14 protein-coding genes are annotated in these 15,033 nt (G+C 41.4%); 12 read left to right on the forward strand and 2 right to left on the reverse strand.

Annotated elements, in window-relative coordinates:
- Window positions 1-80 precede the first annotated feature (80 nt).
- From JOC54_RS02255 to JOC54_RS02295, 9 genes are all read left to right on the forward strand, one after another.
- A complete protein-coding gene (locus tag JOC54_RS02255; protein WP_204464141.1) occupies window positions 81-521 on the forward strand; it encodes a GNAT family N-acetyltransferase in 441 nt (146 codons plus the stop codon).
- Window positions 522-599: 78 nt separating this feature from the next.
- Complete coding sequence (locus JOC54_RS02260) at window positions 600-1,244, forward strand: LytTR family DNA-binding domain-containing protein (protein ID WP_204464142.1); 645 nt, start codon at window positions 600-602, stop codon at window positions 1,242-1,244.
- A gap of 74 nt (window positions 1,245-1,318) precedes the next feature.
- Window positions 1,319-3,100: a S9 family peptidase gene (locus JOC54_RS02265; protein ID WP_204464143.1), complete on the forward strand. Its 1,782-nt coding sequence runs from the start codon at window positions 1,319-1,321 to the stop codon at window positions 3,098-3,100.
- Window positions 3,101-3,248: 148 nt separating this feature from the next.
- Entirely contained in the window at window positions 3,249-4,205 is a 957-nt protein-coding gene (locus JOC54_RS02270) for a LacI family DNA-binding transcriptional regulator (protein WP_204464144.1), read from the forward strand.
- A 75-nt stretch (window positions 4,206-4,280) separates the two neighbouring features.
- Window positions 4,281-5,198, forward strand: a complete 918-nt coding sequence (locus JOC54_RS02275; protein WP_054792527.1) for an ABC transporter permease — start codon at window positions 4,281-4,283, stop codon at window positions 5,196-5,198.
- A gap of 39 nt (window positions 5,199-5,237) precedes the next feature.
- Window positions 5,238-6,128 (forward strand): carbohydrate ABC transporter permease, encoded by an 891-nt coding sequence (locus tag JOC54_RS02280; protein ID WP_204464446.1) that lies wholly within the window; start codon window positions 5,238-5,240, stop codon window positions 6,126-6,128.
- A 48-nt stretch (window positions 6,129-6,176) separates the two neighbouring features.
- A complete protein-coding gene (locus JOC54_RS02285) occupies window positions 6,177-7,790 on the forward strand; it encodes an extracellular solute-binding protein (protein ID WP_204464146.1) in 1,614 nt (537 codons plus the stop codon).
- A gap of 64 nt (window positions 7,791-7,854) precedes the next feature.
- Entirely contained in the window at window positions 7,855-10,143 is a 2,289-nt protein-coding gene (locus JOC54_RS02290; protein ID WP_204464147.1) for a glycoside hydrolase family 2 protein, read from the forward strand.
- A gap of 98 nt (window positions 10,144-10,241) precedes the next feature.
- Window positions 10,242-10,388, forward strand: a complete 147-nt coding sequence (locus tag JOC54_RS02295; protein WP_204464148.1) for a hypothetical protein — start codon at window positions 10,242-10,244, stop codon at window positions 10,386-10,388.
- Between the two features lie 29 nt (window positions 10,389-10,417).
- On the opposite strand, the gene JOC54_RS02300 is transcribed toward JOC54_RS02295, so the two are convergent.
- Complete coding sequence (locus JOC54_RS02300; protein ID WP_204464149.1) at window positions 10,418-11,239, reverse strand: GNAT family N-acetyltransferase; 822 nt, start codon at window positions 11,237-11,239, stop codon at window positions 10,418-10,420.
- Window positions 11,240-11,434: 195 nt separating this feature from the next.
- Here JOC54_RS02300 and JOC54_RS23110 point away from each other — a divergent pair, with 195 nt between their 5' ends.
- Both JOC54_RS23110 and JOC54_RS02305 read left to right on the forward strand, forming a co-directional pair.
- Window positions 11,435-11,566, forward strand: coding sequence for a hypothetical protein (locus tag JOC54_RS23110; RefSeq protein ID WP_275582670.1), 132 nt, complete (start codon window positions 11,435-11,437; stop codon window positions 11,564-11,566).
- A gap of 195 nt (window positions 11,567-11,761) precedes the next feature.
- Window positions 11,762-12,322 carry a cysteine hydrolase family protein gene (locus JOC54_RS02305; RefSeq protein WP_204464150.1) on the forward strand — a complete coding sequence of 187 codons (561 nt, stop codon included), beginning with the start codon at window positions 11,762-11,764 and terminating at the stop codon, window positions 12,320-12,322.
- 207 nt (window positions 12,323-12,529) lie between these two features.
- Here JOC54_RS02305 and JOC54_RS02310 read toward each other — a convergent pair whose 3' ends face one another.
- On the reverse strand, window positions 12,530-12,697 hold the full coding sequence (locus JOC54_RS02310; RefSeq protein WP_158332435.1) for a hypothetical protein: 168 nt from the start codon (window positions 12,695-12,697) through the stop codon (window positions 12,530-12,532).
- Window positions 12,698-12,999: 302 nt separating this feature from the next.
- Here JOC54_RS02310 and JOC54_RS02315 point away from each other — a divergent pair, with 302 nt between their 5' ends.
- Window positions 13,000-15,030, forward strand: coding sequence for a beta-galactosidase (locus JOC54_RS02315; protein WP_204464152.1), 2,031 nt, complete (start codon window positions 13,000-13,002; stop codon window positions 15,028-15,030).
- Window positions 15,031-15,033: the final 3 nt, after the last annotated feature.

The raw sequence follows: 15,033 nt of genomic DNA on the forward strand, positions 1-15,033 counted from the left end.
GGTTATTTTATTATAACTGGTTATTTTGAACATGCCAGATCGTTTGTATACTTTAACCAACGTTAAAGGAGGAGAAACCAATGAAACCTACAACCATCAGATCCTTAAAAAGGGTTGAAGACTGGCGTGAGGCATACCCGATTATGCATCAGCTGCGAACGCATTTGACGGAAGCGATGTACATGGACTTAGTTGCTGAGGCAGTTAACGTCGATCGCTATCTGCTCTATGCTTTGTATGAAGCAGAGGAGATAGCGGCTGTTGTCGGCTTTAAAGAAATGACGACACTTTACAATGGTCGGTTTATTTGGGTGTGTGATTTAATAACGGATAAAGAGAAGCGTTCACTAGGTTACGGAGAAAAGCTGCTATCATTTGTGCATGAGTACGCTAGGGAAAAAAAGATTAAACGTGTTTCTCTCTCGTCAGGTTTACAGCGAAAGGATGCCCACAGATTTTATGAGGATAAAATGGGCTATGGAAAAACAAGCTACGTTTTTTTAAAACAAGTTAGCGATTAAAAGGAAACTCAAAAAAGGGTGCAGGAATGCACTCTTTTTTGTCGTAAATAGTCACTAGACCAGATAAAGGGGAGTTTTATGAAATTACAAATTGCTTTAATTGGTAAAGGGCCACATATTGATCATGTGTCATGTTTAATTAAACGAGCAGAGCGAAGCAGCGTATACAGGGACGTTAATCAGTATCAAACCATAGATGCGCTTGCTGCAACATCTGAAGTTCCTCATGTGATTGCAATTGAAGAGAGCTTGTTTTTTGAGGCACTTTCCTCTTTACAACAACAGTTAAAACAAGTTGCCTTGGAAAAAGGTAGAAAACTGATTATTACAGATATTGCTGCTGACTGGGAAGAAAGTAAATTGTATGAGTGGGAAAAAGAGTTTCCTTTCGCGCAACCAACCTTGCAAATACCCGTACCAGGAGGTATGAGAGAAGAAGTAATTGAGGACATCGTGTATTTTGAGAATAATAACCGCAAAGTATTTATCCAAACAAAGGCAGAGCGGTATCAAACATCCCTGCGCTTAAAAGAAGTGATGGAAAAGACAGCTAATTTCGCGTTTCAAAGCCCGTATGTTAGTTATGTCGTGCACTTAGCGTATGTGCAAGAGATTAAACAATCCGATCTGATTATGAAAAACGGCGAAGTTTTGCCGCTGTCACAGAAAAAAGCCAGTGAATTTCGAAAGGTTTTTCATACCTATTTGTCTTCTTTGCACTAATTTTTATCTATTTTGTAAATAGAAAGATTTAGTCTATTTTTTTCTTTATAGTATTAAAAAAAGGAGATGATTTTATGATAACGTTCAAAAAACCAGATGTCCGCTCTTTTCTCAAAACCTTTCAAATAGGCCTCTTTGCCGTCAGCCCTGATGAACAAACCGTTGCTTTCAAAGTAGACTTTACGGGTGTTCCGGAAGTTTGGGCGATGGACCTCAAGAGACGCTTTCCATACCAGTTAACGAATACGGGTCAAACTGTGTATGATTTGCGCTTTAGTAAAGACGGAACACATCTTTATATTAGTTTTGACAATGATGGTGACGAGGATCAGCAAGTCTACGCTATTCCAAAAGAAGGTGGGCAGGTTGTTCCGCTATTGCGTGAGGAAAAGACGAAGTTTATTGTGCACGCATTCTCAGAAGACGGGAAGCGCATGTATTATGGCACCAACCAAACGAATAAAACGTTTTTTGATTTATGCGTAATGGATGTTGAAACGCGCCAAAGCGAAACGCTCCTAGAAGGCACAAAAGCCATGACCATGTTTGGTAGTGTTAGTAAGGACGAACAGACGATTATCTACACGGAGATGTATTCCAATACGGTTGAAATAGGTTATCTTCTTCATCAAGGTAAAAGTGAACCGCTTATTCCAGACGCGAAAGAGCACGTAACGAATGCGACCGTATTATTGGATGACGGTAGAGTGTTGCTGGCAACCAATCATGAATCCGATCAAGCTTATCTGGCAATCTACAATTCGGCTACTAAAGAATTTACCAAGCTAGTAGAAATGGATGGGGAATCCGTAACAGAACTGGTGTTAGCAAAAGATGAAAAAACGGTTTATTTGGTAACATCAGCAGGCGTTCAAGACAAGCTTTATGCCTATACAATTGAGACAGGCATGTATGAAGAAATTAATTTGCCGGTTACGAGCATTGCTCAAATCACTATGAGTCGGGCAGGGAAGCTTTATCTGAATGGTTCAACCGCAACGAAACCGAGTAATTTGTATAAACAAAACGAGAACGAGTGGGAGCAGCTAACGGATGTAGCTGTGCTAGGTGTTGAAGAAGCAGATATGGTTGAGCCTGAAGTGATTCGCTATCGATCTTTTGATGAGAAGGAGATAGAAGGGCTGTTTTTTAAACCAAAACAAGAAAAGGATAACGGTTATACGATTGTATTTCCGCATGGTGGGCCACAGCATGCGGATGTGCTCTCCTTTTCATCATGGCATCAAATCCTTGCCTATGAAGGCTATCGTGTCTATTCGCCAAACTACCGTGGGTCAACGCGTTACGGGGCTGAATATACAAAACTAGTGGAACGAGACTGGGGCGACGGACCACGCTTTGACATCCTTGCAGGTCTCGACTTTTTAAGCGGAAAAGGAGACATTGAAGAAGGAAAGCTTATCGTGCTTGGAGGGAGCTATGGAGGTTATATGTCGCTGCTGCTCCACGGTCGTCACCCTGAACGGTTCACAAGCGTTGTTGATATTTGCGGGGTTTCCAACTTATTTAGCTTTTCTAAATCCGTCCCTGAGTCGTGGAAACCAATTATGGAGCGCTGGGTTGGACATCCGGAGCGAGATAAAGAAAAAATGACGGAGGATTCACCGGTAACTTATTTAGCGCAAATGACGAAACCAATGCTTGTTGTGCAGGGCGCGAACGATCCTCGCGTTGTTAAAGAAGAATCGGATCAAATTGTTAACGCGCTCCGTGAGCAGGGGACCGATGTAGACTATCTCGTTTTTGATGATGAAGGGCATGGCTTCACTAAACTGGAAAATAGAATTACGATGTTTGAGACGATCTTAGAATTTCTGCATAAGCATCGGAAATAAGAGAGGCGCAGTGAGGAGTAAACTCACTGCGTTTTTTTAAATAGACGTGCTAATTTTCAAAAATTGAATTGACGGCTCTCATCTAGCATATTATAATACAAAATGTTAACGCTATCATTTTGGTTGGGACAGGTGAACTATGACAAACATGAAAGAAGTTGCACAAGCAGCTGGTGTCTCTACCATTACCGTTTCGCGGGTGATTAACACTCCTGAAATTGTAAAAGAAGAGACGCGAAATCGAATTCTTAAAGTCATGTCAGAGCTGCAGTATCAAGGAAATCAAGCGGCAAAAGCACTTGTGACGAAGAAAACCCGTGTTGTACATATCTTTATCTCACAAAATATTAAGTTGACCAATCCGTTTGCGATGCACTTTCTAGCAGGCGTTAGTGATGGCTTAAGTGAACGGCATTATTCTTTCCTTGTCCGGAGAGAGTGGGATCATCCGTATAAGTGCGACGGGATCATTACGATGAGCGTGACCGCCGATCAGGAGAATCTCATTAAGGAAAAGTTTGATGTCCCTGTGGTCCTTTTTGGTCATTCATTACCGAATTATGATTGGGTTGATGTTGATAATTATCAAGGTGCATATGAAATGGTACAATACTTGATTGCGCTCGGACATCGTGACATTGGCTTAATTGTTATTAATGAAAATCGCCAGTTCGTGTCTGATCGAATTAACGGCTATAAGCAAGCACTAAGTGACAACGGTATTCCTTTTTTATCGGAGCGAATTGAATTTGCGGAAAATAAAGAAGACGTAGGTTACATAAAAACAATTGAATTGCTTGAACGAACGACTATAACGGCTCTATTTTGCATGAGCGATGAATTGGCTCTCGGAGCGATTCGAGCTGCCAGATTAATGAAAAAAAATGTTCCTCATGATTTATCGATTGCCGGATTTGATGGCTTAGGGTATGAACGGTTAACCGATCCAGCGATTACGACAGTGCATCAGCCTGTTTATCAAGTTGGTCAAGAGCTGGCGAAGGTTTTAGTAGAGCGGATGGAACAACCAGATACACCGCTCATTCACAAAATGATTACACCAGAATTAAGAAAAAACAAATCTGTGTTCAAAGCAAATCATTGAGGCAGATTTTTGCAGATAAATGATAACGTTAACATTCGATCGTGTAAGCGCTTTTAAAAGGAGGCTTGGTTTTAAATGTATAAGAAAGCAAGTTTTTTCAAGCGATACAAACAGCAGCTACCGCTTCAAATGATGGTTATTCCAGGTATTCTTTTTATGATTGTTTTTACGTACATTCCGATTTATGGCATTGTGGTTGCGTTTAAAAGCTTTACTGTAACAGATACGATTGCGTCCGCCCCTTGGGTCGGGCTCGAAAACTTCCGCATTGCCTTTACTGATCCTTTCTTCTGGAGTGCGGTAAAAAACACGCTTGCGATTAGCTTTTTAAAACTACTTATTGGCTTTACGTCACCTATTTTACTCGCTATCTTAATCTTTGAATTACGAGCAGGTTTGTTTAAACGGTCGGTCCAAACCATTTCTTACTTACCACACTTCCTTTCATGGATTGTTGTTGGTGGAATGTTAACAAGTTGGTTGTCTACTACTGGCTTACTTAACAGTTTTCTAATGATGATTGGTATTATCAGTGAACCGATTAACTTTCTCGTCGAACCTTCAAATTATTGGATGATCGCGGTTCTTTCAGACGTTTGGAAAAGCGTTGGCTGGGGCACGATTATTTACTTGGCAACGATGTCGAGCATTGATCCTACCTATTACGAAGCTGCTAAGATCGACGGGGCAACAAAGCTTCAGCAAATTTGGCATATTACCTTACCACTGATGTCCTTTATCATTGCACTAATGTTTGTATTGGCGGTCGGTGGGTTACTCGGCTCAAACCTTGATCAGACGCTCGTGTTAATTAATCCGTTAAATGCGTCTCGCGCCGAAGTAATTGACTCGTACGTGTTCAAAATTGGTCTCGTTCAAGGCGATTTCTCTTATGCAACAGCAGTAGGGTTAGCGATTTCGATCGTATCTTTAATCCTTGTCATCATTACACACAAAATTACGAAGAAGCTCAACAATCGATCAATCTTCTAGGAGGAGGTTTTTATGGCTGTACTTCAACCTAAATCAAAGATGCCTTTTAAAAAAAATAAAACGGCTGTTAAGGAAAACAGGCTGTTTAACGCATTAAACGTTATCTTTATGATTCTGTTTTCCATTCTGATTGTCTTTCCAATATGGGATGTCATTGTTGGTTCATTTAGCAGTTCGGCCTCCCTTGCAAGCCCTGGCATTCGCTTATGGCCAGAGAACTTTTCACTAGATGCCTATCGTGTTGTTTTTAACGATCCATCGATCTGGAACTCTTTTATGATTTCTGTTTTGAAAACGGTTATTGGGGTAACCACTTCAGTCTTTTTCACGGCAATGGTTGCGTACGCGATGAGTAAACAAGATTTAATTGGGCGCAAGCTTTTTATTGCTTTAGGCGTAGGAACGATGTTCTTCAGCGGCGGAATGATTCCATTCTACTTATTAATTCGTTCACTTGGCTTGCTTGATAATTTTCTTGTCTACATCATTCCGGCATTGTTTAGCTTTTATAACATGTTGATCCTCATGAACTTTTTCCGCGAAATTCCGGTTTCGCTTGAAGAATCAGCGCGGATTGACGGGGCAGGAGTATGGCGAATCTTCCTGCAAATTATCCTGCCGTTATCAACGCCGGTTTTAGCAACAATTGCTTTGTTTAACGGAGTTTATCAGTGGAATGACTTTATGACGGCAAGGCTTTATATTTCGAATGAAGCACTTTATCCAATTCAAATGAAGCTGTATGAAATCATCGTGCAGCAGCAGGCAGCCAATATGCAGAATGTCGTCGGCTCGGTCATTATTCCGACCTCATCACAAACGATTCAGCTTGCCACGATCGTTGTCGCAACCGTACCAATCGTGTTGGTTTACCCATTCCTTCAGCGTTATTTAATATCTGGAATGATGATTGGAGCGGTAAAAGAATAGGAACAAAGCTAAACAAATAGATAAGAGTCAACAGAGGAGGAGTAAGACATGAACAAGAAAGTAGTTGGGTTCGTTTCTACCTTAAGCATCACCGCTTTAATTGGCTGTAGCAACTCTGGGGGAGAGTTAACGATTGCAGAGCTGGAAGAAGCGCGCTATGAGCTGGATGAAAATACGCCTGCATGGCAGCTGGATGAAGAAGAAGCAGTTGAACTGACGTGGTATGTAAATGCGGAGTGGTTTGACCGTGCTTACGGTGAAGATGTCATTACGAAAAAGCTAAAAGAAGACTTGAATCTTGATATTACGTTTGTTACTGGTGACGATTCAAACTTAAACACACAGTTTTCTAGTGGCGATCTTCCTGATTTAATTACGATTTTTGACGGGCAGTCTCAGGCAGCCCAGCGAGCGGCAACTTGGGCGCTTCCGTTAAGAGAGCTTGCCGATCAGTATGATCCATACTTCCACCAAGTCGCACAAGAGCAGACGCTTGATTGGTATCAACTAGATGATGGTTTTACCTATGGCTATCCGAGCTATTCAAATACGGTTGATGATTACAATGCCAATATTATTCCTGGTTCGGATGCGTTCATCATTCGTCAAGATATTTATGAAGCAATTGGTGAACCAGAAATGTCAACGCCAGATGAATTTTTAGAAGCATTGCAATTAATGAAGGAAGAATTTCCAGATGTTGTACCATTTGCGTTTCGCGGATTTGGATCTGATGGTGACGTAGGGTCAATTGGTGATACGTTCCAAAACCATTTAGGTGTGCCAATTGCATCGGAAGAAGGTGACTGGTATAACCGTAACCTTGATGATAGCTACCTTGAGTGGATTCGCACGTTTAACGAAGCGTATCGTCTTGGGTTAATCAGTGATGATAATTTCTCGGATGATAACACGATCTTTGAAGAAAAAGTCGAGCGTGGTCAGTACGGTTCCGTCTTTGCCAGTGGCATTGCCCAGCTTTCTAGCTCGCTGCAAACAAATGTTGCGAGAGATCCAGAGCAACGCTATATTGCAGTCGATGGTCCGGAAAATACGAACGGAAATGAACCAACATTAAATCAGGCCGGTCTTTCAGGCTGGACCGTTACTTATATTACAAACAAAGTATCTGATCCACAGAAAGCGATTCAATTGTTTACGTACTTGCTAAGCGATGAAGGACAGTATTTAACGACATTTGGCGTTGAAGGTGAGACGTTTGATTTTAACGAAAATGGAAAAGCCGTTTTACGTGACGAGGTCTTACAGCTGCGCAATGACAATCCAGACGAATACAAATCGAACTACCGTCTTGGCGAATTTTGGTTCTTTGGTCATGATGGCTTTGCCTTGGAGCATGGGGAAAATGAGCCTTCAATTGCTGTTGATCAGATCCAGAAGTGGACACAAGGTAAGCTTAAACCACAATTCTTAATTGAAAACATTAATCCAGATCAAGGTACGGCTGAAGCGCGATCGCTCGTAAACATTGATTCCACTTGGGCAACAACGCTCGCAAGCCTCATTCGCGCGCAGGATGATGCGGCGTTTGATCAATTGGTCTCTCAATATGAATCCTTCCTTGATGAACAGAACTTTGAAGCGATTGTTACCATTCGCAACGAAAAAATGGACGAAAATCGTGAGCGGTTAGGGCTTTAATGTTAAAAGAATTGGAAGTGGACACTTGTCCGCTTCCTTTCATTGTAAAAAAGGAGAGATCACAATGGAGCAAACAACTTATAGAGAAGGTACATTGCGCTCAACGTTTTCATTTGAAAATAAAATTCCGTATCAAAATGGCATTCCATACCCTTCCTTTGATCCCCAGGAACGTCAGCGCTATTCCTTGGAAGGAACATGGAAAAAGAAACGGTTTCAGGCAGATCATAATTGGTCAATGAGTGAGCGGACAGAAGCGTGGCTCAAACAAACGGAGAAAGAAGGCTACACAAAAAGAACGTTTGACGATCAGGCCTGGGAAAATAAACAGCTGCCTGCACCGGAAAACCACTTAACAGGAAAAGAAGAAGTTCACGCCGCAGAGACGTATGAAGATGGTGTTTGGTACAGAAAGACATTCACATGGGAGCATCAACTAGATCAAGTCGTAACGCTCAAATGTTTAGGCGTCTCATACGTGGGTGATTTTTGGCTGAATGAAACATACATTGGCTTTCATGAAGGTGGATTTACGCCATTCGCATTTGATGTTTCCCGTGTTCTAACTGCTGGAGAAAACACGATTGTTGTCCGGGTAGATAATCCCCCGTGGACGACGCGACTCGATACGGTTCCAGCTGTAAACAATGATTTTTTTAACTACACGGGTATTGTCCAAGATATTTATTTAGAAATGGTCCCAAATGTGCAAGTGGCTCGAGTGGACATCGTCCCACTATCTAGCGCTGGAGATGTGAAGCTAACGTATGTGATCGAGAATCGAACGGATGAAGAAAAACAGGTCGTGCTAACGCCATTTCTTCATGATACGGATTTTCGTGCAACGAACTGGTTGGAGAATCCTGCTGCTAAAAGCATTTGCACAGATAAGATTGGTGTGAACGGGCTTGAAGCTGAGAGTATGATTCTTCAACCTCATGAGAGTAAGCAAATCACAAAAATGATTCAAATGGCTAACCCGAAATTATGGAGCATTCGCACGCCCCATCTGTACGTGTTTCAGCTCGACATTCAAGAAGGCGACACCGTAGTTGATTCGTTTTACAGTCAATTTGGGATTCGGACGATTGCAACAAAAGAAACTCAAATTACGTTAAACGAGCTGCCGGTCTTTTTTGCCGGTGTCGCAAGGCATGAAGAATGGCCGGAGTACGGCCGGACTGCGCAGTGGGATCGAATCGTTCGTGATTTCAGATCGATTTCTGAACTTCATGTGAACCTGGTTCGGACAGCGCATTACCCGAATCACATTGAAACGTTTATCGCACTCGATCGATTCGGCTTACCAAGCATGTCAGAAATTCCGCTATGGCAGTTTGAAACCGCCCATTACGAAGCGCAAGAAGTCCGCGGCATTTCTTATCAAATGTGGCGCGAAATGATTTTCTCAAGCTACAATCGTCCATCGATTGTGATGTGGAGCACGCAGAACGAATCGAAAGACGTCACCTTGCGCAAAGCGTACAATGAGGCGCTTGTAAAAGAAGTGAAGGGGGACTATCCAGACGGACGCTTGTTGACACAAAGCGCGGCTGCGGATCAGCCAGGGTTTGAAGATGCCTCAATGGAACCACTCGATGTGGCTGGCTGGACCATGTATTTCGGTATTTTCCACGGAAGTACGCCGTACGAAGGAACGAAGAATTTTATTGAAAAAGCCCACCAAGCGTGGCCGAATAAGCCAATTATGAATACAGAATACGGCATTTGGAGCAACGCCGATAAGAGCTTTATAGAAAAACAAGTGGAAATTTACAACGATGTGCAGCTTGCATTAGTAGAAAAAGCGACGGTTACGCCTGATGGTAAGGTCAACCCGAATGGCTATTTGGCGACGATTGATTACTGGACGGCGTTTGACTGGTACGTGAACCATAATGAGTTTTACCAGACGATGGGCATGCTTCATATGGATCGACAAACGCGCAAACCGCTTTACGATCATTTCGTTAAAGATCATAAGCGTTTGCTTGAAAAAACGAATGGAATTGGATCAGGTATGGCTCAAGCACCTATTCGGATTGCACACTCACTTGTGGGAGACGAGGGCAATAAGCTAACCTTTTCTCTTGATCAGCCAACAGCCTTTATGGGAGCACATTATTTACAGCTCGAGCTAGCGTTCAATCAAGCCGACCCTGTAACCATTACGCTGCATAATGCTAACCAAGCAACAAGCTACACAACGTTTACGTTAAGTGAAAAGATGGCGATTCCATTATGGAAATTTGATGACCACGTTCGAGAGGCTGTTGAGGCAATAACAATTGAGTTAGCAGCTGGTCAGAAAATGAACGTAGCAAGCATGCAATTAAGTCAAACTGGAAACTAGCAGAAACTCTTCTCATAAAGTGAGAAGGGTTTTTTTTTATTTAAAGGGTCGTTGTTTTTTGTTAAAATGAAACCGTATTTTTACTAGGAGGAACTGATATGCTTACCATTTTATTTACGATCTTGTTCATTATGGCCGTTGTTTACTTAGGTAATTTAGTTCGATTAATGAAGAAAAATAACAATCTACAAAAACAGGTGTTTGAAGAATTAAAGTATTATAATGAGCGAAGAGATAGGGATTAGGAACGATTCATAAGTAATTCTCTTTTAATCTAAAAGGGCTTTCCAGCTAAAGTTACAGAAACATCTGTTAACGCAAAGTCTACGATCCATAAAGATGCAGTCTTCTCGTAGCCCAATCGCTCGTATAAACGAATGGCTCCATCATTCTCCGCGAATACACCTAAATAAACCTCCTTTGCTTTTTTCTTTCCGAGCAATGTCAATTCGCTCGTAAGGATTGAAGCAAATCCTTGCCCGCGGTAATCAGGTTGGGTCACAATGTTGCCAATCTCAACAAGCTGTTCATCGTAGAAATGAAACCCACCAGCACAAGCAAAGGAATCCTTATCTTTAATTGCTAGAAAAGGATAGGAATCAAGTTCTTTTCTAGTAAAAAATTTCATGCCGTTCCCTTGCATAAACGTAGTAAACAAGTGATAGTCTACCTCTTTAACGGAATGGACCCGATTAGAGCAGACGAGTTTCTCATCATCAAAATGTTTCATTTGCAAAAAAGCTTTAGGTTCATTCTTAATGAGTCCGTAAGATTGAAACAAGAGACAATCTTCTTTTGAAAGAATCGTTCCGCAAGTCGTTTCTTCTGAAAAGTGAAGGTAGGAGCGTGTAAACTCTATTAAAGCAGGGAGATCAACTAGCTTAACATTCATGCACCGGAATGAAAATGCCGGAAAGGGTAGCTCTTCTGTATAAGCAAGTACCGCAGTTAATTGATCTTCTACATATTGTCCGATAAAGACAGCCGTTTGTTTCCTTTGCGTTAAATAACTATAAAATAGGAGATGTTTGTCTTTTTCTTGTTCTCGAATTAATCTGCGCTTCGCCTTCTCATCTAGCGGTTTATGTCTAAGCATGTGGGCTCTCCTTCTTTAAATTTGTTCGTTTCTATTCCAATGATAGAGAGAGAAAAGCCTTTTGTATAGGGCTTTGTGGGGGATTAGTGAGAACTGAATAATCTAATTGAGAAATAAAAGTACAAATAGTTAGATTTTTAATCCGTTTTGCTATATGATAATGAATATTCAGGTGTCAATGCATAAGGAGGTCAAATGAAAAGTTCAGAAGAAATGTTGAGACAACTAATCTCTGAATTTGAACAAAAGTTGTGCAGAGATTTAGTTGAAGCTGAAGTCGAGCTGTTAAAGTCTGTTGTTTATAAGTTGAGTGCTCAAGTAAATTGAATGAAGGACGCTATTCTCTTTTTGCTTTCAAAGTTCGCTTATTTTCGGTTTTGACTTTTTACATGTATCCATTATTTACGCACATACTTCTTCATTTGACCAGAAAAAAACGTTGAACCACTGACCGGAAAAACAATTAAAAGATTTTCAACAAGGTTTAATCCTATTTGAAAACCAGTATGAAGGGGAGATTTTTTGAAACAAACATTACTCGTCATTGATGTGCAACAAGAATTGCTTGATGGAAATTCCCAAACGAGTCCTGTCTATCGCAAAGCAGAGCTAATTGCCACGATTAATCAGGTCGTGAATAAGGCGGAAGCTCATTCAATTCCAGTTGTATTTGTTCGTGATCTTGACGTTGCGGGTGGGAATGGCCAAGGGTTCGAAATTCATAATGAGATTCAGGTCCCGGAGAATGCTCACATTTTTAACAAGGCGGCAACTAATGCTTTTTACGGTACTGGATTGCTTGAACATCTTCAAGCACAAGAAGTCGGTCACCTTGTTATTATGGGATGTGAAACGCCACATTGTATTGATAGTGCAGTCCGCACGGCGACAATTAATGGGTTTGATGTAACGCTCATTGCTAATGGACACTCAACTATTAATAGTGATGTCTTAACGGCAGAGCAGATTATAAACCATCATAATCAGATTCTGCACGGACACTACAATGTTGATCATTTTTCGATTGTTCGCTCAGCAGAAGAAGCCGTTTTTGAACCAACTCATGATACGTATCGAACGTAAACTGTTCGAAGAGGAGCCCATGCTAAGGAGTTGGGCTCTTTTTTTGTTTATCGATTTATTCAGATCAATTAGTGCCGAATTTGAGCGTTTATTTTAGAGAATAATCAGAAAAAAAGTCGCTTGAATCTACTATTTCCCAGGCAATCACTTTAACTCAGATTAACTGAAAGAAGTAGATGAATCAAAAAAAAAGAAGCCATACTGTGGCTACTCCTTTATTTTTGCCACAGACCAAGGTTGTTGTGGATTAATTGTATTTAGTTTTTTTGCTAGCTGTAGTGCATTATCAAACTCTAAGAAGACTTTATCAGTGAGGCAATGGATGTTCTTTAGAATAAACGTGTTTCCATTGACGAGGCGCTTTAAATGATACATTGGCTCATTCTCCCATCTTCTTTGTCTTTATTCTATTATAGCGTTAAATGGCTAATAATGCATTGAAAAAATGAAACGAACCTTGACTATTTAATGACAACCTTCTTGGAAACGGAGATTAATTGTATGACCACTAGATTTTAAAGGTTTTTTCTCTAATTGCTATGGTATTGATTGTTTTTATATTTTGGTAAAGTTATTTTGAAACCGCTTTAAAAGGAAGCTGTCAATTAGAGATCCGGTAAAACGATTGATGGGAAAGGCATTACTGAAAACGATTAGGCCGAGAAATGAGGGGAACGATGATTAACAAAAAACTTCCGCAAATTTGGTATGGTGGCGATTACAATCCTGAGCAATGGGATCATCCTGCGATATGGGAAGAAGATATTCGCTATTTTAAAGAAGCTGGTATAAACGTGGCAACCTTAAATGTTTTCTCGTGGGCACTTAATCAGCCTGATGAAGAAACCTATGATTTTTCGCGCTTGGAAATGCATATGAATCGTTTGTATGACCATGGCATTTATACGTGCCTTGCCACGAGTACGGCTGCTCATCCTGCGTGGATGGCACGCAAGTATCCGGATGTTTTACGGGTTGATTTTCAAGGAAGACAACGCCGCTTCGGTGGTCGACATAATTCCTGTCCAAACAGTCCAACTTATCGCCATTATGCGGGAAAGATGGCCGGTGCGCTTGGTTCTCATTTTAAAGATCATCCGGGTTTGTTAATGTGGCATGTGTCGAATGAATACGGTGGATATTGCTATTGTGATAACTGCGCAGCTGGATTCCGAAAATGGCTGAAACAAAGCTATCATTCTATTGACCGTTTAAATAAACTGTGGAACACACGCTTTTGGGGGCATACCTTTTACTCGTGGGAAGAGATTGTTGTACCAAACGCATTGAGTGAAGAAGGTGAGGGAAATGTTAGCGTGTTTCAAGGAATTTCTCTTGATTACCGACGATTCCAATCGGATTCATTGCTAGAATGTTACCAACTTGAACACACAGTTTTAAAAACATTTACGCCCGATTTGCAGATAACTACAAATCTTATGGGAACCTATTCTGAACTTGATTATTTTAAGTGGGGAAAAGCGATGGACGTTGTCTCGTGGGATAGCTATCCGGCACTTGATACACCAGTAAGCTTGACGGCGATGACGCATGACCTGATGAGAGGCTTAAAAGATGGAAAGCCCTTTATGCTAATGGAGCAGACCCCAAGTCAGCAAAACTGGCAGTCGTATAATGCATTAAAGCGACCTGGTGTGATGCGGTTATGGAGTTATCAAGCTCTTGCTCATGGCGCGGATACCGTGCTCTTTTTTCAGCTGCGTCGTTCAATTGGTGCATGCGAGAAATTCCACGGAGCTGTTATTGAACATGCAGGACATAACGAAACAAGAGTGTTTAGAGAAACGGAGCAGGTAGGAAGGGAGCTTCAACAGTTAGAAGACAAGTTGATCGGTGCAAGAATCACATCGAGAGTAGCTATCGTGTATGACTGGGAAAATCGCTGGGCACTTGATTTATCAAGCGGACCGACAGTTTCCTTGGATTACGTGAAAGAGGTTCATTCCTATTACCGCGCTTTTTACCGTTTGAATATTCCGGTCGATTTTATTTCTGTAGAAGCGGATTTAACTGGATATGATCTTGTTGTTGCTCCAGTCCTTTATATGGTGAAAACAGGTCATGCCAAGCGAATTGAAAGGTTTGTCGAAAACGGTGGGACGTTCGTGTCTACGTTTTTTAGTGGAATTGTGAACGAGCATGACTTAGTGACATTAGGGGGCTATCCAGGCGAGCTCAGATCTCTGTTCGGAATTTGGGTAGAAGAAACGGATGCACTTGATCCGGCACAGTTTAATCACATTGTGATGAGCAAGCAATGGGGAAAATTGAGTGGTCACTACCAGTGTAATTTACTGTTTGATCTCATTCATTCTGAAGGGGCTGAGGTACTAGCAACGTACGGGTCTGATTTCTATGCAGGTTCGCCTGTGGTGACACGAAATACGTTTGGAAAAGGCAGTGCCATTTACGTTGGTTCAAGTGGAGATCAGGCATTTACAGATGGGTTAATCGAAACGGTTTGTAATGAACGAGGAATTGTCTCGTTACTCCCAACGCCAGACGGGGTGGAAGTAACAGAACGAACTAAAGCAGGTGAATCATTTCTATTCGTGTTAAACCATCGTAGTGAACAGGTTGCTCTTACGTTAATCGACCAATACAACAACCTATTAACGAATGAAGAACTAGCGGGTGAGGTAACGCTTGAACCACATGGTGTTTTACTATTAAAAGCATGTTTATAAGCT

Origin of the sequence: Shouchella xiaoxiensis (assembly GCF_016907895.1) — a bacterium.
Taxonomy (GTDB): domain Bacteria; phylum Bacillota; class Bacilli; order Bacillales; family Bacillaceae_D; genus Shouchella; species Shouchella xiaoxiensis.